This window comes from Vibrio splendidus (assembly GCF_003345295.1).
Classification (GTDB): Bacteria; Pseudomonadota; Gammaproteobacteria; order Enterobacterales; family Vibrionaceae; genus Vibrio; species Vibrio splendidus_K.
The window spans coordinates 2,784,403-2,809,642 of sequence record NZ_CP031055.1; the positions used below are offsets into that span (position 1 = coordinate 2,784,403).

A 25,240-nucleotide genomic window follows, 5' to 3' on the forward strand; every position below is an offset into this window, starting at 1 on the left:
GTTATAAGAGCACTATGGAAAAGACATACAACCCAACATCAATCGAACAAGCTCTGTATAAGACTTGGGAAGAGAAAGGCTACTTTAAGCCACACGGTGACACATCAAAAGAAGCTTACAGCATCATGATCCCGCCACCGAACGTCACTGGCAGCCTACACATGGGTCACGCGTTCCAAGATACGATCATGGATACGCTTATCCGTGCTCAACGTATGAAAGGCAAAAATACTCTTTGGCAAGTGGGTACTGACCACGCTGGTATCGCCACTCAAATGGTTGTTGAGCGTAAGATCGCCGCTGAAGAAGGCAAAACAAAACACGACTACGGCCGTGAAGCTTTCATCGACAAGATCTGGGAATGGAAAGGCGAATCAGGTGGCACAATCACTCAACAACTTCGTCGTCTTGGTGCTTCTGTAGATTGGGATCGTGAGCGATTCACTATGGATGACGGCCTATCGGCTGCGACTCAAGAAGTGTTTGTTCGTCTATACGAAGAAGACCTAATCTACCGTGGTAAGCGTCTAGTAAACTGGGATCCTAAACTGCACACGGCAATTTCTGATCTTGAAGTTGAAAATAAAGACAAAAAAGGTTTCATGTGGCACTTCCGCTACCCATTAGCGAACGGTGTTAAAACGGCTGATGGCAAAGACTACATCGTCGTTGCTACTACACGCCCTGAAACCATGCTTGGTGATACCGGCGTTGCGGTTAACCCAGAAGATCCTCGCTACAAAGATCTTATCGGTAAAGAAATCCTGCTTCCTATCGTAAATCGTCTTATCCCTATCGTAGGTGATGAGCACGCTGACATGGATAAAGGAACGGGTTGTGTGAAAATCACGCCAGCTCATGACTTTAACGATTACGAAGTGGGCAAGCGCCATAGCCTACCAATGATCAACATCCTAACGTTCAACGGTGATATCCGTGATGCGGCTGAAATCTTCACAACTAACGGTGAAGAGAGCGATGTGTATTCAACAGAGCTTCCTGCTAAATACCAAGGTATGGAGCGCTTTGCTGCTCGTCGTGCAACGGTTGCGGAATTTGAAGAGCTAGACCTACTTGAAGAAATTAAAGATCACGATCTAACCGTTCCTTACGGTGACCGTGGTGGCGTGGTTATCGAACCAATGCTGACTGACCAATGGTACGTGCGTACAGCGCCTCTTGCTGCTCCTGCTGTTAAAGCCGTTGAAGATGGTGAGATCCAATTCGTACCTAAGCAGTACGAAAATATGTACTTCGCGTGGATGCGTGACGTGCAAGACTGGTGTATCTCTCGTCAACTTTGGTGGGGGCACCGTATCCCAGCATGGTACGACAACGATGGTAAAGTTTACGTAGGTCGCACTGAAGAAGAAGTTCGTGAAAAGAACAACCTTTCACCGGTAATTGTTCTTAAGCAAGACAACGACGTTCTTGATACATGGTTCTCTTCTGCACTTTGGACGTTCGGCACACAAGGCTGGCCTGAAGATACTGAAGCAATGAAAACATTCCACCCATCAGAAGTACTAGTATCTGGTTTTGATATTATCTTCTTCTGGGTTGCTCGTATGATCATGATGACTATGCACTTCGTGAAAGACGAAGATGGCAAGGCTCAAGTACCTTTCAAAACCGTTTACATGACGGGTCTTATCCGTGATGAGAACGGCGACAAGATGTCTAAGTCGAAAGGTAACGTACTTGACCCAATCGATATGATTGACGGCATCGGCCTTGAAGAGCTAGTAGAAAAGCGTTGTGGCAACATGATGCAACCAAAACTGGCTGCTAAGATCGAAAAAGCAACACGTAAAACTTTCGAAGATGGTATCGAACCATACGGTACAGATGCACTGCGTTTCACTCTTGCTGCTATGGCTTCAACTGGCCGTGACATCAACTGGGACATGAAGCGTCTTGAAGGTTACCGTAACTTCTGTAACAAGCTATGGAACGCAAGCCGTTACGTACTGATGAACACAGAAGAGCACGATTGTGGCATGTCACTGTCTGTTGAAGACAGTGCAAACATGGAATTCTCTCTAGCAGACAAGTGGATTGAATCTCAGTTTGAAGTTGCAGCGAAAGAATTTAACGCTCATCTAGACAACTACCGTCTAGACATGGCAGCAAACACGCTTTACGAATTCATCTGGAACCAATTCTGTGACTGGTACCTAGAGCTAACTAAACCTGTTCTTTGGAAGGGTACTGAAGCTCAACAACAAGCGACTCGTTACACGTTGATCACGGTTCTTGAGAAGACACTACGTCTTGCTCACCCTGTTCTTCCTTACATCACTGAATCTATCTGGCAAAGCGTTAAGCCGCTAGTAGACGGCGTTGAAGGCGAGACAATCATGACTCAAGCGCTTCCTCAGTTTAATGAAGCTAACTTCAATGCTGAGATCGTTGACGACATCGAGTGGGTTAAAACTTTCATCACTGCTATCCGTAACCTACGTGCGGAATACGACATTGCCCCAAGCCAAGGCTTAGAAGTAATGATCAAAGTCGCTGATGAGAAAGATGCCGCTCGTATCGAAGCAAACAAGATCGTTCTTACTTCTCTAGCTAAACTAGACGATATTAAAGTTCTAGCAGACGGCGAAGCAACTCCAGCTTGTGCAACTAAGCTTGTTGGCAAATCTGAGCTGATGATCCCAATGGCGGGTCTTATCGACAAAGATGCTGAACTTGCTCGTCTAGATAAAGAAGTAGCGAAGACTCACGGTGAAATTAAGCGTATCGAAGGTAAGCTAGGTAACGAAGGTTTTGTTGCTAAAGCACCTGAAGCGGTTATCGCGAAAGAGCGTGAAAAGCTTGAAGGCTACCAAGAGACTCTTGTTAAGCTAGAAGAGCAAAAAGCGACAATCGCAGCTTTATAATCCATGCGATAGTTTTTAAGTAAGAAAAAGGGCAGATAATAATCTGCCCTTTTTATTGTTTAAAATTCGGTGGTAATTGTTTGATTAATATAAATTACAATTAGATAACAATGATTTAGGCATTAACACTAACCTTTTTCACTAAACAACTAATGTACGTCCCTCAATGATTCAATCCGTTCACCCAGTTCAGGATGAGAACTGAGCCATGTGGGTAGTTCAGCATGTCCATCAGAATCTTTTCCTAACAATTCAAACATCTCAATCATAGCTTGATTAGAACCATGCAGCTCGATCATCGAATAGGAAGCAAATGAATCCGCTTCTCGCTCTGCATCTTGTGATTGACCATTATTTGCAACAAACACACCAAGACCAGTAAGGTTATCAATGATCCCAGAGCTTTCACCAGTCAAAGCCGCTACAGTTACTGATAACAAACTTGATCGAACCAATACCTTCATTACATGCTGGTGCTGAACATGTCCTAATTCATGTAACAAGATACTGTCTAGTTGCTCTTCCGTTGTAGTCAATCTAACGAGATCATCTAATACGATGATTGTCCCAGCACTCAGCGCAAAAGCATTGGCGCCAAGCTCTGAAGAACGAAAAACCAACTGTACATCGCCTTCAATACTCATTTTTTGCAGCTGCCTTTCAAAGCGCTGTCGAATGTGGCGCTGTCGTTCTTCCGACAGAGTGGAGCTCTCAAAGAACTGTTCATCTAAAGACTCTAAAACCTGATTTTCAACCAGCCTAGGCACCGAATCAGGTAGATAAGTGACTATTTGATGAGTTAACCACGGGATCCCATGAGTGAACATAGAAATAGTAAGTAACATAAGAACAATACTACTAACTAAGATAGCCGTGATGTTCTTCTCTAATTTACCTAAGAAATTATGTTTACCTCTGTCTCTCAAATAGGTGTCCAATTCATCACTTGCCTCCGTGATAAATTGCCATCCATCGGGGAATTTGAGCTTTGTTGGAGCGGATCCAACGCCTCGCATAATTTCAACACGTTCAAAATATGCAGAAACAATAGAACCATCCCCATCCACACTCAGGAGTAGTTTATCAGGGTGAGAGATATCTAAAATGGCCTCGCAGCGTTCAGAACTACGAGGCGGGTGTGCAACACCAGAGATCATTTAGCCAATACCAAGATCAACATTAAACGCTTGAGCTATTTCATCAGAAATAGCCGATTCCACATCAGACGGTTGGTCGTTTGCTACTAGTAAATCTAAGTTACCTTGAACATACGTATTCTCCGACAAGTAGTTCATCGTTCTTACCATCACCCATGGTCTAGCTAACCCGAGGGTAATCACTTGAAGTAAGAAGTTAGTCAATACTAAAAACATGTAGCTTTTTATCGTTAATGTCGAAGCAAAACTTAACGTTGAATCGGCCTCATTTTCTTTTCCTTCAAGCACTAATTCAGAGAAGGTGTAATTTCTAATTTTTACTTGAATGTAAGCAGCAATCGCAATACTCATAACAATGAAAGCAAAGTAATAAGCAACCATCATTGAAGTCAAACTTCCGTTGTTAGCAATTTCGGATAACGACTCAGGGTTGCTGATCATGTTGAAGCCAACGGCACTGAAGAGAGCCAAGACGGCAACAATAGAGACAACCAGCCATGCAATCATACTGGTTAAGTATACTTTGAAATAAAAGCCATCTTGGTAATCAGCTTTAAACTGACGATCGCCATAGCGATAACCATTAGAAAAATAATTGGCGATACCGGCAAGTAACCAGGATTGTAAATAAACATAAGAAGGTATGGATATTAAAATGGCGATACCACCAGCAATCATGTTCATTTGCATCGTAAATATTATTGCCATGATTGCCGTAAATACGCCGACACCCACAACAAGACCACGCCCAAGAATTGCCCAGTAGGCTCCGGAAACAGTACCATGGAAAGAGAAGTGAACATTTCGAAAGCTTGTCATTGCCGAATCAAAACGAGCATTACTGCGAGATAACAATGGTAACAATGCAAAAAAAACCAGTAATAAAACCAATGCAACCTGAGGAGCAAATTGATTACTGATTCCCCAAGCGACTACACAAATCAACGCAATGATTCGCCCTTTCAATATTTGCATGGGCTTACCATGATATTCAAAGCTATCACTACCAATAAATGTATTCCCATAAAAGTAACGTTTATTTCGAACTTTCGCCCAAGCCGAATAAATACCGAGCGTGATCACTGATAGTAGAATGTTAACAATCCATATTCCAAAATACTCTTTCCCTTTTCCACTAAAGAGAACCTTAGTTTCCAACGCTTTGTTTTCCATTTTAACTCCATCTGACGTTCATCATTAAATCATGCGCATCTTGGTGCGCATTGAGAGATTGCACGCTATAGAAACACGCCGTGCTAATCAATAACCTGAATGGATAAATCAAAGGGAGGTATCATAATTTTTGCAAATAATAACAAGGAGTTGAACAAGCATTACTAAGATATTTATCACTATACAGTTACATTCAACCAGAGATTATTTTACCCCTAGAATCCTTTGATAGGTTTCATCTATCGAATTAATTCCTACAACCCATTTTAACTAATGATAATAATTCTCAATAATAGCTCTATCGAAACAACACAACGATTGAGTAATTATCATGAAAAAGACACTAACCTTTGCCGCATTACATTTTACTATCGCATTTAGTGTCGCTTATGCACTAACAGGCGACATCTTAATTGGTAGCTTGATCGCTATGATTGAGCCCTCTGTGAATACTGTGGCCTTCTATTTTCATGAAAAGGCTTGGGCTCAAGTTCCAGCGCTTAAAGCTCGTCAGTGGATGACTAAATTAAAAACAGCAAGCTTCGCTACTATCCACTTTAGTGTTGCCTTTACCGTTGTCTACTTATTGACTGGCGATGCCTTTGTTGGTGGTGTGATGGCAACGTTAGAACCCGCTTTGAATACCGTGGCTTACTACTTCCATGAGAAAGTTTGGCTACGAAAGGCAGAAAGCCAAACAACACAGCCACAGTTTTGTTTGCCCCAACACGCTTAACCTAGAGAGTTTATTGTTGACATAGTTGCGGTTCGCAATTAAATTGTAGTTGTACATCGCAACCATATTGAGAGGCAACATGACTTCAGCACAACTTAGAGAATTATCACGTCAGCTCGTTCGACAGCTTGGAATGCTCGACAAAGATTGTGGTGATATTGCCCTACCTCCGATTCAAGCACATACGCTTATCGAACTAGAGCAGCAGCCATTAACCGTGAATCAATTAGCGGATAAGCTCAATATTGATAAGTCCAACGCCAGTAGAGCAGTCAATAATCTAGCGAGGAACTCGTTAATCCAAACCTCGCCACACCCCAACGATAAGCGCAGTGTTGTTGCTTCAGTAACAGAACAAGGGATAAACACTCTTGCCCAACTTCACAGTCAACAGAATCAGTTTTATGACTCGGTACTTGAGCGTTTAACAGAAGCGGAAACTCAACAAGTTTCTGGGGGAATTAAGCACTACCTTAGAGCACTGCAACAAAGCCACGCTTCAAGTGATGTGGTGGTTCGTCCTCTACAACAGCAAGACAACACCGTAGTAGCCAATGTGATTCGCCAAGTCTCTTATGAGAACGGGCTAACCGAAGATAAAGGTTATGGTGTGGCAGATCCCACCTTAGAAGACATGTTCAGTGTTTATAACAATGAAAGATCTCAGTATTGGGTGATTGAACTTGATGGAAAGGTTGTCGGTGGTGGTGGGTTTGCACCATTAGCAGGGATGCCAGAAGTCTGTGAACTGCAAAAGATGTACTTCTTGCCTAAAACCAGAGGCAAAGGCTTAGCGAAAAAGTTGGTTAATATGTCGATGGAGAAAGCTAAGGAACTGGGTTATCAACATATGTATTTAGAAACAACCGAATGTCTTAATGCTGCCGTTAAACTTTACGAAAAATTGGGCTTTGAACACCTTGATTCTGCTTGGGGAGAAACAGGCCATGACGCTTGTGAGGTTGTAATGGCCAAAACGCTATAATGTGTTTTGAAATAGGGTTGGCGTCGGCAGTTCATCAGATGACAAGCAAGTGAGCGAATTGATTCCTTACGTAACGGGCTAATTAAATAACCGCTAACTACGCAAAAAATTACTGACGCAAGAAGCTGGATTCAAGGCGACAAAAGAGCTCTCTTCCTGGCCATCAAGTACCACTTCTAACGAGTATAAATGTTTAGGATTAGGATTCTCAATATCAAAAATGATCGGCGCCTCAACCTGGAAAACAACACCCGTATGTTCTGCTCGCACATCTATCGGCATCACCAATGTCATACCATTAAACTTGATTGATGCCGATATTAGCCCCGGCTTTAGCGTTTGATAGATAACATCCACTTTGAACTCACAACCACCACCGTAATGCCAGATCTGCTCTGTCACAACTTGCTCAAGCTTGACGTGACGAACGAACTGCAGATATGGCGCTTGCCAGATTCCGATACGAGAATCCGATTTAGCGACAGCCGATGAAGAGACTGACTCACCCATATCCTCTTCAAGCAATAAGCTCTCCTCTTCTTCAAGGAAAAGAATCTCAAAACGGTTGCGACCAGACTGCATGTAAGGTCGAATATCTTTACGATATTCGACTTGGCTACCATCACAATCAAACACAGCCACACCATTGAGTCGAACTTCCGCAAAGTAATCAACACCTGCCATTACTAACTCAACAAACGGGCACGCCAACATCGCATCATCCACTTCGATGTCATGCATCAGGTGCCACTCTTGCTCTGCGATTTCACTTTCACTCAAGCTATCCGGAAGCTTTGAACTTAACGGAGCCGGAAAAGTAATGTCATCTTGTGGAATAGAGAGGTCCGTCAGTGGCGATATTTGCCAAAGACCATCGAGAGGTAATCGCATAGCATTCCTTGAGCTAGATCAATTTTGACCGCATTATAATGAATGAATGCATATAAAGACATTTATTTTTCTGAGGATAAAAAAATGCCAGCTCAAGGCTGGCATTCTTTAAAACTGGGAAGAAATTACTCTTCGTCTTCATCATCTTCGTCTGGGTAGATAGCATCTTCACCTTCGTAGTAAGTGCCCCAACCGTCGTAGATAATGTCAAACTTCTCTGCAAGATTTACAAGCTTCTCAACTTGCTCATCAATCGCTTCTGCGTTCAGAGTACACTGCATCGTTGCATCACAACAAAGTAGCTTGTTGCCATCTTCGTCTTCTGTCTCTTCAGCTTCAAGCACTTCAAAGCCCATTTTGAATGCTTCAACAACGGCTTTCTCAAGTACTGCGAAATCTTCAGCAAAAAGGTGATGCTCGATATCGTATAGAGCTTCAGGATCGCTACCATCTTCGATTAGTGCTTCAATGATGTCGCGAGTCTCTCCTTTTTGAAATTCAATTAATTCCGCTACTGATAGATATTCATCTTCGTGAGACATGTGTCTGCTCCAGAGTGTTGACTATGAAAAGATCAAATTTGATTGCCACGAAATATGGCATGGATCGCCTAGAAAAGCCACCTAGATCAGGTATAGAAGAGTAAGTTTATCGCTAGATAACAGAGGGGATATCAATTAAAAAGTGAAATCAAAATCACAGAAACAAATTTTCAACATATTATTAACTAACGTGTGTTTTAGCATTTCATTTTTATTGTTACTTTTCGCCTTACTTCTCTAAAACTGAGTGGTTAGTCATATCAAATGCATACTGACGAACACTTCATTGGTGCATAAGAACTCATTTTAGAATCGATAATTGCATAAATTTTGAATGAAAAATCATGTTCACCAAGCAAAATGGATTATCGAGTTACTGAAATTTGAGCATAGAACCGCAAAAAGTTTGTTCTAGCATTGAGTCTTTCAATTGGATTTTAATATTACTAATTTTTAATTAATTAGCATTAAAAACCAACAATTGAGAAATAACACAACCTTTACACAATTTTCAAAACTTGCATATTACGAACAAGCTTGTCATAAATAGACGCTGGATTAATAGTAAGGATGCAAAATGAGTAAGCTGTACGTTGGCTCCGAAGTCGGTCAATTAAGACGAGTTCTCCTAAATCGACCTGAAAGGGCACTCACCCACCTCACCCCTTCTAACTGTCATGAGTTACTCTTTGATGATGTACTTGCAGTAGAAGCCGCAGGTGAAGAACACGATGCCTTTGCGACGACACTTCGTAACCAAGACGTTGAAGTGTTATTACTGCATGACCTACTGGTTGAGACACTCGCTGTGGCTCAAGCTCGTGAGTGGCTACTGACGACTCAAATCTCAGACTTCCGTTACGGCCCTACATTCGCACGTGATTTAAGAGAATACCTTGCTCAAATGGACAACGAGCACTTAGCCACGATCCTACTGGGTGGTTTAGCCTACTCTGAACTTCCTATTAAATCTTCTTCAATGCTACCGAAGATGCACCGCCCGCTTGATTTCGTTATTGAGCCGCTACCCAACCATCTATTTACCCGCGATACTTCTTGTTGGGTTTATGGAGGTGTCTCTCTTAACCCTATGATGATGCCTGCTCGTCAACGAGAAACGAATCACTTGCGAGCAATTTACCGCTGGCACCCTGTATTCGCAGGCCAAGATTTCATTAAACACTTCGGTGATGAAGATCTTCACTATGACAACGCGAATATTGAAGGTGGAGATGTACTGGTTATCGGTAAAGGTGCCGTGCTTATCGGTATTTCAGAGCGTACTAAGCCACAAGGTGTTGAAAACCTAGCCGCTAGTTTATTCAAATCCGGTCAAGCTAAAGAAGTGATTGCGATTGATTTACCGAAGCACCGCTCTTGTATGCACCTTGATACGGTAATGACACACATGGATATCGACACATTCTCAGTCTATCCAGAGATCGTTCGTAAAGACCTAGATACTTGGCGCTTAACGCCGAAAGAAAATGGCGAAATGCGAGTGGAGAAAGCTGAAAACTACCTAACAGCGATTGAAGGAGCACTGGATCTCGATCAACTGAAGATCATCACAACCGGTGGTGATAACTACGAAGCTGAACGTGAGCAGTGGAATGACGCTAACAACGTACTGACGGTGAAACCGGGTACGGTTATCGGCTATGAGCGTAATGTTTACACCAATGAAAAATACGATAAAGCAGGTATCGAAGTTCTGACGATTCCGGGCAATGAACTAGGTCGTGGCCGAGGTGGCGCTCGCTGTATGAGTTGTCCTATCGAAAGAGACGGTATCTAAGCCACAAAACTCAATAAAGCGAGCACACTAACTTATCTAGGCCAGTACCATTGTACTGGCCTTTTTTATCAAATTAACAAAATAAATATTCACAAATATAGCATTTTTATGTTTAACTGAGTTCTTCATTGATTCTATATACGCAAGGAGCGAGAGATGGCCTTTAATCTTCGCAATCGTAACTTTCTAAAACTTCTCGACTTTACTCCTAAAGAGATTCAGTTTTTACTCGACCTGTCTGCCGACCTTAAAAAAGCTAAGTATGCAGGTACAGAGCAGAAAAAGCTTAACGGTAAAAAAATCGCTTTGATCTTTGAAAAAGCATCCACTCGAACTCGATGTGCTTTTGAGGTAGCTGCTTTTGATCAAGGCGCTCAAGTCTCTTATTTAGGCCCTTCTGGTTCTCAGATTGGTCAGAAAGAATCAATGAAAGATACGGCACGTGTATTAGGTCGCATGTACGATGGCATTGAATACCGAGGGTTTGGCCAAAGCATTGTCGAAGACCTAGGCGCTTATGCTGGTGTACCAGTTTGGAATGGCTTAACCGATGAGTTCCACCCTACTCAGATCTTGGCTGATTTCCTCACTATGCTTGAGCATGGTCGCGGTAAACATCTGCATCAAATCAGTTTTGCTTACCTAGGCGATGCACGTAACAACATGGGTAATTCTCTGCTAGTAGGTGCAGCAAAAATGGGCATGGATATTCGCCTTGTCGCGCCTAAAGCGTTCTGGCCAGAAGAGCAGCTTGTCGAAGAGTGCCAAGCTATCGCGCAAAGTACAGGTGCAAAAATCACGCTGACAGAAGACGTTGCTGAAGGTGTGAAAGGCTGTGATTTCCTTTATACCGATGTTTGGGTTTCTATGGGTGAAGCGCCAGAAGCTTGGGACGAACGTGTGGCTGTAATGACACCTTACCAAGTGAATATGGATGTCATTAAGCTCACAGGTAACCCTCAAGTGAAATTCATGCATTGCCTGCCCGCTTTCCACAACAATGAAACCGTGATCGGCCAGCAAGTTGCAGACAAATATGGAATGAACGGTTTGGAAGTGACTGATGAAGTGTTTGAGTCGGACTACTCAATTGTGTTTGATGAAGCTGAGAATCGCATGCACACCATCAAAGCGGTAATGGTTGCGACCTTAGGTCAATAACGAAGAATCAAACATAAACAAAAGCTTGATGTAATCGCTTGCGCTCACAGATTGAAAGCGTATAATTCTCGGCAATTTGTCTGAGAGTAGTGAAAATGACGCCAAGCAATGTTGTGATAAAACATAATGATATTGTGAAAACACATAATAAAATTGTGGAAACACCAAATATTGCTCGCAAGCTAGCATGCTTGCCAGGCCGTCTATTCTGCTTTTCAGCACTTTTTTAAAGCCTCCCATTACGGGGGGCTTTTTTATGGCCAATACATTATTGTGGGGAAGAAGATCATGGCGAATTCGCTCTATCAAAAGCACATCATCTCAATTCCAGAGCTTTCTCGTGAAGAGCTAGAATTGATTGTTCAAACGGCAGGTCAACTAAAAGCTGAGCCAAACCCAGAGCTCATCAAGAATAAAGTTGTTGCAAGCTGCTTCTTCGAACCTTCAACGCGAACTCGTCTCTCTTTTGAAACGGCTATTCAGCGCATCGGTGGTGATGTGATTGGTTTCGACAGCGGTGGTAACACTTCACTGGCAAAGAAAGGCGAAACGTTGGCAGACTCAGTACAGGTTATCTCTTCATACGTTGATGCTTACGTAATGCGTCATCCTCAAGAAGGTGCTGCGCGTCTGGCTTCTGAGTTTTCTAACGGTGTACCGGTTATTAACGCAGGTGACGGCGCAAACCAACACCCAACACAAACGCTATTAGACCTATTCTCTATCGCTGAGACACAAGGCCGCCTAGACAACCTCAACGTTGCATTCGTTGGTGACCTTAAGTACGGCCGTACGGTTCACTCGTTGACTCAAGCGCTAGCGAAGTTCGATAACATCTGTTTCTACTTCGTGGCACCTGAAGCACTGGCGATGCCAGACTACATTTGCGAAGAACTTGATGAGGCGGGTATCAAGTATCAACTGCTGACAGACATGGAAGATGTCATTCCAGAGCTTGATGTCTTGTACATGACTCGAGTTCAAAAAGAGCGCTTCGATGAATCGGAATACGCGCACATCAAATCAGCGTACATCCTGACGGCTCCAATGCTGGAAAATGCACGTGATAACCTAAAGGTTCTTCACCCTCTTCCTCGTGTTGATGAAATTACTGTCGATGTCGATAAAACACCTTACGCTTACTACTTCCAGCAAGCAGAGAACGGTGTTTACGCACGCGAAGCACTGCTAGCCCTTGTTCTTAACGAAACGCTGTAGAGGAGAGATATCATGTCTAAAGAGACTCAATTAAAAGTTGAAGCAATCAAGAACGGAACGGTTATCGACCATATCCCAGCCAACATCGGGATCAAGGTACTCAAACTGTTCGACATGCATAACTCTAATCAGCGAGTAACGATTGGCCTAAACCTGCCATCTTCTGCTCTAGGCGGTAAAGACTTACTCAAGATAGAGAATGTGTTTATCACGGAAGAACAAGCGAGCAAGTTAGCACTTTACGCGCCTCACGCGACCGTAAACCAAATCGAAGATTACGAAGTGGTTAAGAAGCTACCACTAGAACTTCCTGAGCAAATCAACGATGTGTTCGAGTGTCCAAACACCAATTGTATTACTCACAATGAACCCGTTGAAAGCAGCTTTAAGATCTTTGAAAAGAAAGAAGATATTCGATTGAAGTGTAAATACTGCGAAAAAGTCTTCTCTCGTGAGATCGTGACAGAAAGATAACGTCATACGGCAACATCGATCGAACGCAAAAACTATTCAATACCTCGCCTGTGCGGGGTATTTTGCTCTTTACCTATCCTAAGTTTGAAGGCACACTAAAAATCGCTTTTTATCCAATAACTGATGGAATAACCAATGACTAAAGTACTTCACACAGAATCAGCTCCAGCTGCAATCGGCCCATACGTACAAGGTGTTGACCTTGGTAATATGGTTCTGACTTCTGGTCAAATCCCAGTAAACCCAGCAACTGGTGAAGTATCTGCTGATATCGCAGTGCAAGCTCGCCAATCTCTAGACAACGTTCAAGCGGTTGTTGAAGCTTCTGGCCTGACTGTAAAAGACATCGTAAAACTAACGGTATTCGTTAAAGACCTAAACGACTTCGGTACAGTAAACGAAGTTTACGGTAAGTTCTTTGATGAGCACGGTGTTGCAAACTACCCTGCACGTTCATGTGTTGAAGTAGCGCGTCTGCCAAAAGATGTAGGTATCGAGATCGAAGCTATTGCGGTTCGCAAATAGGTTTTAATATCTAGAATAAACGGTTTCTAGTAAACAAGTTGGCATAAAGCTGAGCGTTTATCAGATACAAAAAAGGTTGCCCAATTGGCAACCTTTTTTATTGTTCATCGTTTCGCTTAGATGATTACTTCTTATTAAGCTCAACCACTTCTTTGTCTAACTCTTCAAGCTTCGCAGCCATCTGCTCACGAGCTAGGTTAGCCAGTTGACGAACATTAGACTTATCGTAATCTTCAGTGCTGATTGGTGGCAGCATTTCAACAATCACATGACCATTGTTCCAACGGTTCAGCTTCACGCCACCTGTTGAGCTACACACGATAGGGATAATAGGTAAGCCAGCGCCAATCGCAGCATGAAAAGCACCCGTTTTGAATGGCAACAAACCACGACCACGAGAACGAGTCCCCTCAGGGAACATCCATACTGAAACATCACTCTCTTTAAGGCTAGTAACCACTTGATCGATCGTACCTACCGCTTTGCTGCGGTTAGCTCGGTCAATTAAGATATTACCCGTCAACCAGTACAGCTGACCAAAAAGAGGCATCCACGCTAGGCTCTTCTTACCAACAGTCACAACCTTAGGTGTTACCGCTGATGAAATCGTGAATAGATCCCAGCTATTTTGGTGGTTTGCAACGTAAACATGTTGGCCACGAGAATAAGCATCTTCCGGGATACGAAGCTCTAACTTCATACCAAAGATTTTCGACATGCGACCGAAATAACGACCAAAGGTAAATACGTGTTTCGGGTTGCGTGGGCTTAGTAAACAGTAACCACACCCAAATACAAACATAAGAATCGCAAATATCGCCACTGCGAAAATACGTAATATTGCTATCATTTTGTTCCTCACAACCGCCAAGTTGATTCATCTATTCACAAAAAATGGCAATAGATTCACTTGCGGTAAATACAACTATAAAAAAGCCGAAACCAAGGTTCCGACTTTTATGTTTTCATCTTACTGATTCATGAATCCACTAACCTAAGTTAGTTCGACTCACTAAATCGTGTAATGTTTGCGCCTAAAGCTGAAAGTTTATCTTCAATCTTATCGTAGCCACGATCGATGTGATAAATACGGTCAACAATGGTTTCACCTTGAGCAATACAGCCTGCAATAACAAGACTCGCAGATGCGCGAAGATCCGTTGCCATTACTTGAGCGCCGCTTAACTTCTCAGTTTCACCACAGATAGCCGTGTTGCCTTCGATTTCCGCTTTTGCACCCATTCGCTGTAACTCAGGAATGTGCATAAAGCGGTTTTCAAAGATAGTCTCAGTGATAACACCACTACCCTTCGCCATCATGTTGAGCAGAGTAAACTGTGCTTGCATGTCGGTTGGGAAACCTGGGTGAGGTGCTGTTACGATTTTCACCGCTTTCAGCTCACGATCTGTCATATCAAGGCTGATCCAGTCTTCGCCCGTTTCAACCTTCGCACCCGCTTCTTCAAGCTTCGCTAATGCAGCTTCAAGAAGATGAGCGTTGGTGTTGCGACAAACCACTTTACCGCCAGAAACAGCAGCAGCAACAAGGAACGTACCCGTTTCGATACGGTCAGCAACCACAGAGTGATGACCACCACCAAGACGCTCAACGCCTTCGATAGTAATCGTGTCTGTACCTGCGCCAGTAATCTTAGCACCTAGTTTGTTTAGGAAATCAGCCGTATCAACAATCTCAGGCTCACGCGCTGAGTTATCTAATACAGTTGTACCTTCCGCTAGCGTTGCTGCACACATGATAGTAATGGTGGCACCCACACTTACTTTATCCATCACGATGTGCGCGCCTTTCAAACGGCCGTCAACACTTGCTTTTACATAACCATCTTCCAACTTAATGGTCGCACCTAGTTGCTCTAGGCCATGGATATGTAAATCAACAGGTCGAGCGCCAATTGCACAACCACCAGGAAGTGACACTTGGCCTTCACCAAAACGAGCGACTAGAGGACCTAAAGCCCAAATAGAAGCACGCATTGTTTTTACTAAATCGTAAGGCGCACAAAATTCATTAATTTCGCTGCCATCAACATGAACACTACCGTTACGTGATACTTTTGCGCCTAAACGCTTAAGCAATTCCATCGTAGTATCGATGTCACGTAGGTGAGGAACATTACTCACTTCAACCGGCTCTTCAGCAAGGATTGATGCGAATAAAATAGGTAGCGCTGCATTTTTTGCGCCTGAGATCGTCACTTCACCGCTTAACGGCTTATCCGATCCAATAACTCGAAACTTTTCCATCATAAACCTTAAAGTGACATCAGTTTCTTATCACGTTCCCACTCTTCTGGCGTGAAAGCCTTAATAGAAAGAGCATGGATGTCATTGCGTTGAATGTATTCCATTAGTGGGCCGTAGATTAGTTGCTGCTTCTTAACTCGATTCATGCCGTCAAAACATGCATCAACCGCAACAACTTCGTAATGACTGCCTTCACCCTTCACGAAAATCTCCTGAAGGTTCAGTGCCGCTGCTAATAATTCTTGTACTTTTGTGCTGTCCACAAATAGCTCCTGCCTAATTTTTTATGTGTTCTGCCATCATTGGCTGGATATTGCTCAATTGGAACAACGTTCGTAATTGTTCTGGCACGAAACTGAGCATTATATGACAGTTTTGATTTTTTGCATGCTCTAATAAGTGAATTAGCATCACCATTCCTGCTGAATCGACTCGATTTATATGGCTAAGGTCAATTTCAACGCTCGATTCCGTCGTTTGCCACTTTTCCAATATACGCCAGATTGCAGGGACACTGTCTCGGTCTATGTCACCGAGCAGCTGATACTCTTTAGAGCTTAGTGCTTGCCATTGAGAGTGGCTCATTATTTATTACTCTCAAAACGAATCGGTTGTGCTGCAAGTTTCTCTAATTCATCGGCAACTTGTAAAATGCCTTCTTGACGAATTTTAGTATTCCACTCTGATTGCTTGCTCGATAACAGGCTAATACCTTCAGCAACCATATCAAACGCCTTCCACTCGCCTGACTTCTTGTCTTTGCGTAGCTTAAATTCAAGCTTAATGTTTGGTCGCGGCGTATCTATGATACTAACCTTAATACTGGTAATACGGCTATCTGCTTTGATTTTTGGTTCTGGACCAAATTCAATCGTCTGATCCGAGTACTGAGTCAGTACTTGAGCGTAAGAAGAAACAAGGTATTTACGGAACGCATCGATAAATACACGTACGTCTTTTCTGTCCGCCCCTTTTAGGTTAGGTCCTAACAACTTAAGTGCCGCATATTGCGCGTTCACATAAGGCATCAATTCATCTTCCACAATGACCTTCAATAACTCAGGATCTTGCTGGATATTCTCTTGCTCACTCTTTAAACGATCAAATGCCACTTCAGCAACTTGCGTCATCATCTGATAAGGCTGAGTGCGATCAATCGATTCTGCAGCAAAAACTTGAGCAGAAATAAGTGAAGCCATTACTACCATAAACATTGATTTCAAGTAACCGATAACTTTGAAGTGACTAATAGTTTTCAACATCATCTTATTCCTTAACTTCGCTGTCATCAGAGCCACCAACGCTATACAGCACTTGGCCAATCAAATCTTCTAGTACTAATGCTGACTTGGTGTCTTCAATAGAATCACCATCAACCAACATCTCTTCATCATCAAAAATGAAGCCAGGAACCAGACTGATGTACTGCTCACCGATTAAACCAGACGTTAAGATTTGAGCACTAGAGGTATCTGGAAATTGTGAGTACTTCGCATCAATAGATAATTCAACGACAGGAAGGTAACTCTCTGTATCAAGCTCAATACTTTTAACTCGACCGACAACGACGCCACCCACCTTCACTGGAGAACGAACTTTTAAGCTGCCAATGTTGTCAAAGGTCGCTTTTAGATTGTAAGTATGGTTCGAACCTAAGCCTTTTACGTCAGCGACTTGAAAGATCATGATTAAGATTGCGCAAATTCCGACAATAACAAAGGTGCCGACCCATAATTCTAATTTTCGAGTTTGTTGCATGATTAATTCCCAAACATCAATGCGGTAAGAACAAAATCTAGCCCTAATACCGCTAGAGAAGAGTGCACTACAGTGCGTGTGGTTGCCTGACTAATACCTTCTGAGGTCGGTACCGCATCATAACCATTAAAAAGTGCGATCCAAGTTACTGTGATAGCAAAGACCATACATTTGATCGTGCTGTTACCAATATCTCGACCTAGCTCAACGGAAGACTGCATCGCAGACCAGAAACTGCCGTGGTCAATGCCCTTCCAATCGACACCAACTAACTGAGCCCCCCAAATCCCGACCGCCATAAAGATCATAGCGAGCAGTGGCATTGAAATAAGCCCGGCCCAAAGGCGTGGCGCAATAATGCGTTTGAGAGGATCGACGGCCATCATTTCAAGGCTAGAGATCTGTTCGGTTGCTTTCATTAAGCCGATCTCAGCCGTTAATGCTGAACCTGCGCGGCCTGCAAACAATAACGCAGTCACCACTGGGCCCAACTCACGTAACAGTGAAAGCGCGACCATTTGACCAAGGTTACCTTCAGCACCGTAGTCGATTAACACGACATAGCCCTGCAGGCTGAGCACCATGCCAATAAACAAACCCGAAACTAAAATGATAGCCAATGACTGAACACCAACGCTATAAAGTTGTTTAACGAATAAAGGGAAATTCTTTAGTCTCGGGATGCCAAACAAAGCCCCAGATAACATCAGGCTTGCTCGACCAAATGACTCACAGATCGCAAGTGTTCGCTTACCGACACCCGCAATAGCTTTAACAATCATATTAAAACAAATCCTCTTTTAAGCTCTTCGCAGGAAATCTAAACGGCACAGGGCCATCCGCGTCACCTTGCAAAAATTGCTGCACTCTCGGATCGCTGTTGTTGTACAACTCATCAGGCGCACCAGCAGCAATGATTTTTCCATCAGCCATCAGATAAACCCAATCGGCAATACTCATCACCTCAGGCACATCGTGAGAAACGACAATAGAGGTTAAGCCCAAAGCTTGATTGAGATTACGGATCAGCTCAACCAAGACGCCCATAGTTATCGGGTCTTGGCCAACAAATGGTTCATCGTACATGATGAGTTCAGGATCCAATGCGATCGCACGAGCCAACGCAGCACGTCTCGCCATCCCACCAGACAATTCACTCGGCATCAATTGCGCAGCACCTCGTAACCCTACCGCTTCAAGCTTTAGTAATACGATGGTACGAATGAATTTTTCATTAAGTTCAGTGTGCTCTCGCAGCGGAAACGCCACATTATCAAAGACATTAAGATCAGTAAAAAGTGCACCCGATTGGAAAAGCATGCTCATTTTCTTGCGGGCTTGATATAGCTTACGACGTGATAATGCAGGGATATTGTCGCCATCAAACCAAATTTCGCCCTCATCTGGCGGTAATTGTCCGCCAATCAAACGCAGCAAGGTCGTTTTACCGATCCCTGACGGGCCCATAATTGCGGTTATTTTGCCTTGAGGCACCTCTAAACTGATGTCATCAAAGATAACGCGCTCACCGCGTGAGAAGCTGAGGTTCTTAACTTTCACAAGCTCAGTGTTCAACATATTTTTGTTGTTTCCTTGCTTTAAAATACGCCAATTATGGCTGCAATAATAATGAGTCTACTTTAGAATTAAAAGCACTGTTCAATTAATTCATATTAAACAGGAATCTATACAGGGATTTGAAAGCATTAGAAAATTATCTATTGAGCTCTCTTTCTTGCCTGCTAACTGGTAATTAATTTGCCGAGTGACTTCCCTTTTATCTAGCAACAGGTCAAAATTAGCGGTTAATTCTCCGTTTTTTATTAATTTTTTAGGAATCATCATGCTTGAAGCGATTGCGTTTCTTATTATCGGTCTAGGTTTTTTGGTGTGGAGTGCAGATAAGCTGGTTTACGGCGCCGCTGCTCTTGCTCGCAACTTTGGTATCTCACCATTAGTTATCGGTATGACGATTCTAGCAATGGGGTCTTCGGCTCCTGAAATGATGGTTTCAGCAACAGCTGCTCTTGATGGAAAAACAGATACGGCTGTAGGTAACGTTCTCGGTTCAAACATCGCCAACATCGCACTGATTTTGGGTATTACAGCGCTTATCAAACCGCTATCAATTAGCTCTGGTGTGATTCGCCGTGAACTACCATTGATGATTGGTGTCACTCTACTAGCGGGCGCTTTGCTGTGGGACAACCATTTAGGGTTCTACGAAGGCGTATTATTGTTTGTTCTTTTTGCCGCATTCTTATTCGCGATGCTGCAAATCAGCCGCAGTGAGAAAAAGAACGGCGATGCCTTCCTTGAAGAACAAGAATCTGAAGTTCCTGAAGGCGTGAGCAACCCTAAAGCCGCAATGTGGGTGGTAGTTGGTCTGATTATTCTGCCTCTAGCTGCCAACATGTTGGTTGATAACGCGGTTGTTATCGCGAAATTCTTTGGCATGAGCGACCTTGTTATTGGTTTAACCATTATTGCCGTTGGTACAAGCCTGCCTGAGCTAGCAGCATCACTTGCTGGCGTAATGAAGGGTGAGGATGATATGGCCGTGGGTAATATCATTGGCTCGAACGTATTCAACATCCTTGCTGTTATGGGTATCCCTGGCATCCTCAACCCTTCAGTCTTGAGCGAGTTTGCGATGGGTCGTGATTTCTGGGTAATGCTAGGTGTATCGCTACTTCTTGTCGTCATGGCACTAGGTAAATCACGTAGTGTGAATCGTATTGAAGGCGGCGTGTTAATAGTGACATTCGTGGCCTACCAAGCTTACCTACTTATGAACATGTCAGCTTAATTATTGATTTAACTTCCCGTACTTGGAGTATTTAATGTCTCAGTCATTCGATTATCGCAGTGTTGCAAAGCAAGTTTTGGAAACCGAAGTTGCAGGTCTTACTCAATTGGACCAATATTTTAATGATGACTTTTGCAAAGCTTGCGACCTTATCCTGAACAACAAAGGAAAAGTGGTTGTGATGGGCATGGGGAAATCTGGCCACATCGGCAAAAAAATCGCAGCAACACTAGCAAGTACTGGGACATCCGCTTTCTTCGTACACCCAGGGGAAGCTGCGCACGGTGACTTAGGAATGATCGGGGCTGGCGATGTTGTGATAGCAATATCCAACTCTGGCGAATCAGGTGAAATCCTAAGCTTATTCCCGGTATTGAAGCGTTTGAACATCAAGATTATCAGCATGACAGGTAAGCCAGCATCAAACATGGCGACTTTGTCTGATATTCATTTACAAATATCAGTACCAGAAGAAGCGTGTCCACTTGGTCTTGCGCCAACAACCAGTACAACGGCTACCTTGGTGATGGGTGATGCATTAGCCGTCGCACTGTTACAAGCCAGAGGCTTTACTGCGCAAGATTTTGCTTTGTCCCACCCTGGCGGCGCTTTGGGTCGACAACTATTATTGAAGCTTGAAGATATCATGCATACGGGCGATGCACTCCCAGTGGTAGCACCGGAAGCGTTGGTACGAGACGCTCTTTTGGAGATATCTCAAAAAGGCTTGGGGATGACGGCAGTCGTGAGTGAAGACGGTCTAATGGCCGGTATTTTTACTGATGGTGATTTGCGCCGTATCCTAGACAAGCGCATCGATATCCATGACACGCAGATCGGCGACGTGATGACGCTAAATCCGACGGTAGCAGAACCAAACATGCTCGCGGTTGAGGGTTTGAACTTGATGCAAGCTAAGAGCATCAATGGCCTAATGCTGTGCCATGAAGGCAAACTAGTCGGAGCGTTAAACATGCATGACTTACTGAAAGCAGGAGTAATGTAATGACACAGACAGTCGAAACTCTATACGGCACAGTAGATTCAGAAGTGTTTGCCGTAGCAAAAGAGATCAAATTGCTTATTTGCGATGTCGATGGCGTATTCTCAGATGGTCGCATCTACATGGGCAACAACGGTGAAGAACTGAAAACCTTCCACACTCGTGATGGCTATGGCATTAAGTCACTGATGAACGCTGGTATCGAAATCGCGATCATCACTGGCCGTAAATCTCAAATTGTTGAGAATCGAATGACCGCTCTCGGTATTAAGCTTATTTACCAAGGTCAGGATGATAAAGTTAAGGCCTATCAAGATATTTGCGATAAGCTTTCTGTAAATCCTGAAAATACGGGCTACATCGGAGACGATCTGATCGACTGGCCTGTGATGGAAAAAGTTGGCTTGAAGGTATGTGTAGCAGATGGTCATCCACTACTTGCAAAGCGTGCAAATTACGTGACAACCATTAACGGTGGTCACGGCGCGGTACGTGAAGTTTGCGACCTTATTTTACAAGCAAGAAATGAACTCGACGTGCATAAAGGTTTAAGCATATGAGTTTTACTCGTATTATCTATTTAATACTCATATTTATTGCCTCTTGGTCGACCTATTACTTGTACGACAAAGAGCAAACATCAACGATACAAGTGGCTCCAAATTTGGAGCTGCCCGCGTTTAGTGGCAAAAGTCTAAACAACATTAGCTATGATGAAAGCGGTATTCGTAGCTATCAGGTTGAATCGACGTATTTAGAGCACTACTCAGTGGTTGGCGATACGCACTTTCAAAACCCGGTTCTTTCGGTATTCCGAGAAGGGCATACGATTGAATGGCAAGTCACCGCTGATCGCGCGATTATGGATGAGAATCAAGTTGTCACGTTTTATGACAACGTCGTGGCAAAGAACCTGTTGCCAGAAGCTAGCTTCGATACTATGACCACAGATAAAATGGTTGTTGAGCTGCCTAGCCGAGATTTTTATTCAGAGACTCCGGTCCATATGATCGGTACATTTTTTGAAACTGAGGGACAAGCAATGAAAGGTAACTTCGGTACCAACAATGCAACCCTCTTTAATTCTGTTCAAGGTAGATATGAAACTCTTACACCTTAGTTTATTCGCTTTGACCCTTGCGGCGCCTAATGTCTATGCCCTTTCTTCGGATAGCGAGCAACCTGTCTACATTGACTCAGACAGCCAGCAATTGGATATGAAAAGTAACCAAGTGACTTTCCTTGGTGATGTAAACCTTAAACAAGGCAGCATCAATATCAATGCCGATAAGGTTATTGTTACCCGCAACGCCGTAAACGGTGAGATTGAAGAAATTCAAGGCTTCGGTAAGCCAGCGACGTTCTCTCAACTGACTGACGACGGGAAGACACTCTACGGTGAAGCTGACGACTTACATTACCAGCTTGTTGCCGACAAATTGATCATGACTAAGAATGCAATGCTATCTCAAGATGGCAGCATCATTCGTGGCTCTAAGATCACCTACCAGATCGGCTCTCAAAAATTAGTCGCTGACAGTGGTGAAAACAAACGAGTGTCAACGGTTTTACAACCAACGGAAGTGAATAAGTAACGATGGCTGTTCTTAAAGCAAAAAACCTAGCGAAAACCTACAGCAAGCGCAAAGTTGTTACCGATGTAAGCTTGCAGGTAGAGTCAGGCCAGATCGTTGGTCTGCTTGGCCCTAACGGTGCGGGGAAAACGACCTCTTTCTATATGATAGTTGGCCTGGTTGCGCGTGATGAAGGTACTATCAGCATTGACGACCGTGACATCAGTATCTTGCCAATGCACAGTCGTTCTCGTCTTGGTATCGGTTACCTACCGCAAGAAGCATCGATTTTCCGTAAGTTGTCTGTTGAGAACAACATCATGGCCGTTTTACAAACCCGTGATGAAATGACTAACGAACAGCGCCAAGATAAGCTGGAAGACCTTCTAGAAGAGTTCCACATCCAACATATCCGCACCAGTAATGGTATGGCTCTGTCAGGTGGTGAGCGTCGTCGTGTGGAGATTGCTCGAGCTCTAGCAGCAAACCCGCAATTCATTCTGCTGGATGAACCGTTTGCCGGTGTTGACCCGATCTCAGTTATCGATATCAAGAAAATCATTGTTCACCTACGTGATCGCGGCTTGGGCGTTTTGATTACCGATCACAACGTTCGTGAAACATTAGATGTGTGTGAAAAAGCTTACATCGTAAGCCAAGGACACCTGATCGCTGAGGGTACTCCTGAAGATGTTCTCAATAACGAACAAGTTAAACAAGTTTATCTAGGCGAACAATTCCGTCTATGATTATATAGAGAGTATCGAGAGTTCTAAGAATAATAACTAGGTAAGTCACACTGAATGAAACCCTCATTACAACTTAAGCTAGGCCAACAGTTAGCAATGACTCCTCAATTGCAGCAAGCGATTCGTTTGTTGCAATTGTCTACTTTAGATTTGCAGCAAGAGATTCAAGAAGCACTTGAATCTAATCCACTACTCGATGTCGAAGAAGGCAATGAAGATACGCCTACATCGGAAGAGAAACCTAGCAGTGACGAGAAAGAAACAGTTGAAGCCACAGAACAAGATTTACCTGATAGCTCAGACTTAATCGAAAAATCAGAAATTGGCAACGAACTAGAAATCGACACAACTTGGGAAGACGTCTACAGCGCAAACACAGGTAACACTGGTATTGCGATTGATGACGACATGCCTGTTTATCAAGGCGAAACGACTCAAAGCCTACACGACTACCTACTTTGGCAACTCGACCTAACACCATTCTCTGAGACTGACCGAAGCATTGCTTTCGCGCTGATTGATGCCATTGATGACTATGGCTACCTCACCGTATCTTGTGAAGATATCCTTGAAAACTTCGATAGCGAAGAAGTAGAGCTTGATGAGATTGAAGCCGTCCGCAAACGAGTTCAGCAGTTTGACCCGCTGGGTGTCGGTTCAGTGAATCTACAAGATTGCTTGTTACTGCAACTGGCAACCTTTCCCCAGGATACCCCTTGGCTTAACGAAGCTAAGTTAGTACTTACTAGCCACATCGACCAACTCGGTAACCGCGATTACAAATTAGTCATCAAAGAAACCAAACTGAAAGAAGCGGAACTACGTGAGGTTCTGCAACTGATTCAGCAACTGGATCCTCGACCTGGCAGTAAGATTACACCGGACGAAACTGAATATGTGGTTCCTGATGTAACTGTGTTCAAAGATCTTGGAAAGTGGTTAGTCACCATTAACCCTGATAGTGTCCCTAAGCTGAAAGTAAATCAGCAATATGCCGCTCTTGGTAGCAAGGGCAGCAGTGCAGACAACCAATTCATTCGCTCAAATTTGCAAGAAGCAAAATGGCTAATCAAAAGCTTAGAAAGCCGAAATGAGACGCTACTCAAAGTTGCGCGATGCATTGTTGAACATCAGCGTGATTTCTTCGAACATGGCGAAGAAGCGATGAAGCCAATGGTTCTGAATGATGTTGCGTTAGCCGTTGATATGCACGAATCCACGATCTCTCGTGTGACGACTCAAAAATTCATGCACACGCCACGTGGTATCTTCGAACTCAAATACTTTTTCTCAAGCCATGTCAGCACTGACAATGGCGGTGAATGTTCATCTACAGCAATTCGCGCACTGATTAAGAAGCTTGTCGCAGCGGAAAATACCGCGAAGCCTCTCAGTGATAGTAAGATTGCTGCTTTACTGGCTGACCAAGGAATTCAGGTAGCTAGACGTACCATAGCGAAATACCGTGAGTCTCTGGGCATTGCCCCATCGAGTCAGCGTAAACGCCTGCTATAAGCTAATTTAGTTAGCTATT

27 protein-coding genes are annotated in these 25,240 nt (G+C 43.6%); 15 read left to right on the forward strand and 12 right to left on the reverse strand.

Annotated features, from left to right (window positions below; all coding sequences use genetic code 11):
- The first annotated feature begins 14 nt into the window (after positions 1-14).
- Positions 15-2,888 carry a valine--tRNA ligase gene (locus DUN60_RS12300; RefSeq protein ID WP_114634032.1) on the forward strand — a complete coding sequence of 958 codons (2,874 nt, stop codon included), beginning with the start codon at positions 15-17 and terminating at the stop codon, positions 2,886-2,888.
- Positions 2,889-3,037: 149 nt separating this feature from the next.
- On the opposite strand, the gene DUN60_RS12305 is transcribed toward DUN60_RS12300, so the two are convergent.
- Entirely contained in the window at positions 3,038-4,045 is a 1,008-nt protein-coding gene (locus tag DUN60_RS12305; protein ID WP_065207446.1) for a M48 family metallopeptidase, read from the reverse strand.
- A complete protein-coding gene (locus tag DUN60_RS12310; RefSeq protein ID WP_017096066.1) occupies positions 4,046-5,218 on the reverse strand; it encodes a YjgN family protein in 1,173 nt (390 codons plus the stop codon). It abuts the gene before it with no gap.
- 331 nt (positions 5,219-5,549) lie between these two features.
- Here DUN60_RS12310 and DUN60_RS12315 point away from each other — a divergent pair, with 331 nt between their 5' ends.
- Together DUN60_RS12315 and DUN60_RS12320 are read left to right on the forward strand one after the other, a co-directional pair.
- On the forward strand, positions 5,550-5,954 hold the full coding sequence (locus DUN60_RS12315; protein WP_114634033.1) for a DUF2061 domain-containing protein: 405 nt from the start codon (positions 5,550-5,552) through the stop codon (positions 5,952-5,954).
- 79 nt (positions 5,955-6,033) lie between these two features.
- Positions 6,034-6,939 carry a bifunctional helix-turn-helix transcriptional regulator/GNAT family N-acetyltransferase gene (locus DUN60_RS12320; protein ID WP_114634034.1) on the forward strand — a complete coding sequence of 302 codons (906 nt, stop codon included), beginning with the start codon at positions 6,034-6,036 and terminating at the stop codon, positions 6,937-6,939.
- A 93-nt stretch (positions 6,940-7,032) separates the two neighbouring features.
- Here DUN60_RS12320 and DUN60_RS12325 read toward each other — a convergent pair whose 3' ends face one another.
- The gene (locus DUN60_RS12325) at positions 7,033-7,830 is read right to left on the reverse strand and encodes a glycosyl hydrolase 2 galactose-binding domain-containing protein (protein ID WP_114634035.1); all 798 of its coding nucleotides are present in this window, start codon (positions 7,828-7,830) and stop codon (positions 7,033-7,035) included.
- 125 nt (positions 7,831-7,955) lie between these two features.
- Positions 7,956-8,372, reverse strand: coding sequence for a ribonuclease E inhibitor RraB (rraB, locus tag DUN60_RS12330; RefSeq protein ID WP_004735324.1), 417 nt, complete (start codon positions 8,370-8,372; stop codon positions 7,956-7,958).
- 577 nt (positions 8,373-8,949) lie between these two features.
- Here rraB and arcA point away from each other — a divergent pair.
- The 5 genes from arcA to DUN60_RS12355 all read left to right on the forward strand — a co-directional run bounded on the left by arcA (position 8,950) and on the right by DUN60_RS12355 (position 13,548).
- Complete coding sequence (arcA, locus tag DUN60_RS12335) at positions 8,950-10,170, forward strand: arginine deiminase (RefSeq protein ID WP_004735323.1); 1,221 nt, start codon at positions 8,950-8,952, stop codon at positions 10,168-10,170.
- A 156-nt stretch (positions 10,171-10,326) separates the two neighbouring features.
- Entirely contained in the window at positions 10,327-11,331 is a 1,005-nt protein-coding gene (locus tag DUN60_RS12340; RefSeq protein ID WP_114634036.1) for an ornithine carbamoyltransferase, read from the forward strand.
- A gap of 288 nt (positions 11,332-11,619) precedes the next feature.
- Complete coding sequence (gene pyrB / locus DUN60_RS12345) at positions 11,620-12,549, forward strand: aspartate carbamoyltransferase (RefSeq protein WP_004735321.1); 930 nt, start codon at positions 11,620-11,622, stop codon at positions 12,547-12,549.
- Between the two features lie 12 nt (positions 12,550-12,561).
- A complete protein-coding gene (pyrI, locus tag DUN60_RS12350; protein WP_004735320.1) occupies positions 12,562-13,023 on the forward strand; it encodes an aspartate carbamoyltransferase regulatory subunit in 462 nt (153 codons plus the stop codon).
- A 135-nt stretch (positions 13,024-13,158) separates the two neighbouring features.
- Positions 13,159-13,548, forward strand: a complete 390-nt coding sequence (locus DUN60_RS12355; protein ID WP_009847729.1) for a RidA family protein — start codon at positions 13,159-13,161, stop codon at positions 13,546-13,548.
- Positions 13,549-13,672: 124 nt separating this feature from the next.
- On the opposite strand, the gene DUN60_RS12360 is transcribed toward DUN60_RS12355, so the two are convergent.
- The 8 genes from DUN60_RS12360 to mlaF all read right to left on the reverse strand — a co-directional run bounded on the left by DUN60_RS12360 (position 13,673) and on the right by mlaF (position 19,149).
- On the reverse strand, positions 13,673-14,398 hold the full coding sequence (locus DUN60_RS12360) for a 1-acylglycerol-3-phosphate O-acyltransferase (RefSeq protein ID WP_004735318.1): 726 nt from the start codon (positions 14,396-14,398) through the stop codon (positions 13,673-13,675).
- Between the two features lie 149 nt (positions 14,399-14,547).
- Positions 14,548-15,813, reverse strand: a complete 1,266-nt coding sequence (gene murA / locus DUN60_RS12365; protein WP_065207449.1) for a UDP-N-acetylglucosamine 1-carboxyvinyltransferase — start codon at positions 15,811-15,813, stop codon at positions 14,548-14,550.
- An 8-nt stretch (positions 15,814-15,821) separates the two neighbouring features.
- Positions 15,822-16,076 carry a BolA family iron metabolism protein IbaG gene (gene ibaG / locus DUN60_RS12370; protein WP_004735316.1) on the reverse strand — a complete coding sequence of 85 codons (255 nt, stop codon included), beginning with the start codon at positions 16,074-16,076 and terminating at the stop codon, positions 15,822-15,824.
- Positions 16,077-16,089: 13 nt separating this feature from the next.
- The gene (locus tag DUN60_RS12375) at positions 16,090-16,398 is read right to left on the reverse strand and encodes an STAS domain-containing protein (RefSeq protein WP_004735315.1); all 309 of its coding nucleotides are present in this window, start codon (positions 16,396-16,398) and stop codon (positions 16,090-16,092) included.
- Positions 16,398-17,027: an MlaC/ttg2D family ABC transporter substrate-binding protein gene (locus DUN60_RS12380; protein ID WP_162838730.1), complete on the reverse strand. Its 630-nt coding sequence runs from the start codon at positions 17,025-17,027 to the stop codon at positions 16,398-16,400. Before DUN60_RS12380 ends, DUN60_RS12375 begins: the two co-directional genes overlap by 1 nt.
- Before the next feature lie 52 nt (positions 17,028-17,079).
- Complete coding sequence (gene mlaD, locus DUN60_RS12385) at positions 17,080-17,571, reverse strand: outer membrane lipid asymmetry maintenance protein MlaD (protein WP_054548285.1); 492 nt, start codon at positions 17,569-17,571, stop codon at positions 17,080-17,082.
- A gap of 2 nt (positions 17,572-17,573) precedes the next feature.
- A complete protein-coding gene (mlaE, locus tag DUN60_RS12390; protein WP_054548284.1) occupies positions 17,574-18,353 on the reverse strand; it encodes a lipid asymmetry maintenance ABC transporter permease subunit MlaE in 780 nt (259 codons plus the stop codon).
- Between the two features lies 1 nt (position 18,354).
- Positions 18,355-19,149, reverse strand: coding sequence for a phospholipid ABC transporter ATP-binding protein MlaF (mlaF, locus tag DUN60_RS12395; RefSeq protein ID WP_004735311.1), 795 nt, complete (start codon positions 19,147-19,149; stop codon positions 18,355-18,357).
- 265 nt (positions 19,150-19,414) lie between these two features.
- On the opposite strand from mlaF, the gene DUN60_RS12400 reads away from it, so the two are divergent.
- Genes DUN60_RS12400 through DUN60_RS12430 form a run of 7 tightly spaced genes read left to right on the forward strand, consistent with a single transcriptional unit; the run spans position 19,415 to position 25,221 of the window.
- Complete coding sequence (locus tag DUN60_RS12400) at positions 19,415-20,380, forward strand: calcium/sodium antiporter (protein WP_004735309.1); 966 nt, start codon at positions 19,415-19,417, stop codon at positions 20,378-20,380.
- A 34-nt stretch (positions 20,381-20,414) separates the two neighbouring features.
- Positions 20,415-21,386 carry a KpsF/GutQ family sugar-phosphate isomerase gene (locus tag DUN60_RS12405; RefSeq protein ID WP_054548283.1) on the forward strand — a complete coding sequence of 324 codons (972 nt, stop codon included), beginning with the start codon at positions 20,415-20,417 and terminating at the stop codon, positions 21,384-21,386.
- A complete protein-coding gene (gene kdsC, locus DUN60_RS12410) occupies positions 21,386-21,943 on the forward strand; it encodes a 3-deoxy-manno-octulosonate-8-phosphatase KdsC (protein WP_004735307.1) in 558 nt (185 codons plus the stop codon). The genes DUN60_RS12405 and kdsC overlap by 1 nt, the downstream gene beginning before the upstream one ends.
- On the forward strand, positions 21,940-22,503 hold the full coding sequence (gene lptC, locus DUN60_RS12415) for an LPS export ABC transporter periplasmic protein LptC (protein WP_004735306.1): 564 nt from the start codon (positions 21,940-21,942) through the stop codon (positions 22,501-22,503). Before kdsC ends, lptC begins: the two co-directional genes overlap by 4 nt.
- Complete coding sequence (gene lptA, locus DUN60_RS12420) at positions 22,484-22,978, forward strand: lipopolysaccharide transport periplasmic protein LptA (protein ID WP_004735305.1); 495 nt, start codon at positions 22,484-22,486, stop codon at positions 22,976-22,978. The genes lptC and lptA overlap by 20 nt, the downstream gene beginning before the upstream one ends.
- 2 nt (positions 22,979-22,980) lie before the next feature.
- A complete protein-coding gene (gene lptB / locus DUN60_RS12425; RefSeq protein WP_004735304.1) occupies positions 22,981-23,706 on the forward strand; it encodes an LPS export ABC transporter ATP-binding protein in 726 nt (241 codons plus the stop codon).
- A gap of 54 nt (positions 23,707-23,760) precedes the next feature.
- The gene (locus DUN60_RS12430) at positions 23,761-25,221 is read left to right on the forward strand and encodes an RNA polymerase factor sigma-54 (protein ID WP_004735303.1); all 1,461 of its coding nucleotides are present in this window, start codon (positions 23,761-23,763) and stop codon (positions 25,219-25,221) included.
- The last annotated feature ends 19 nt before the right edge of the window (positions 25,222-25,240 follow it).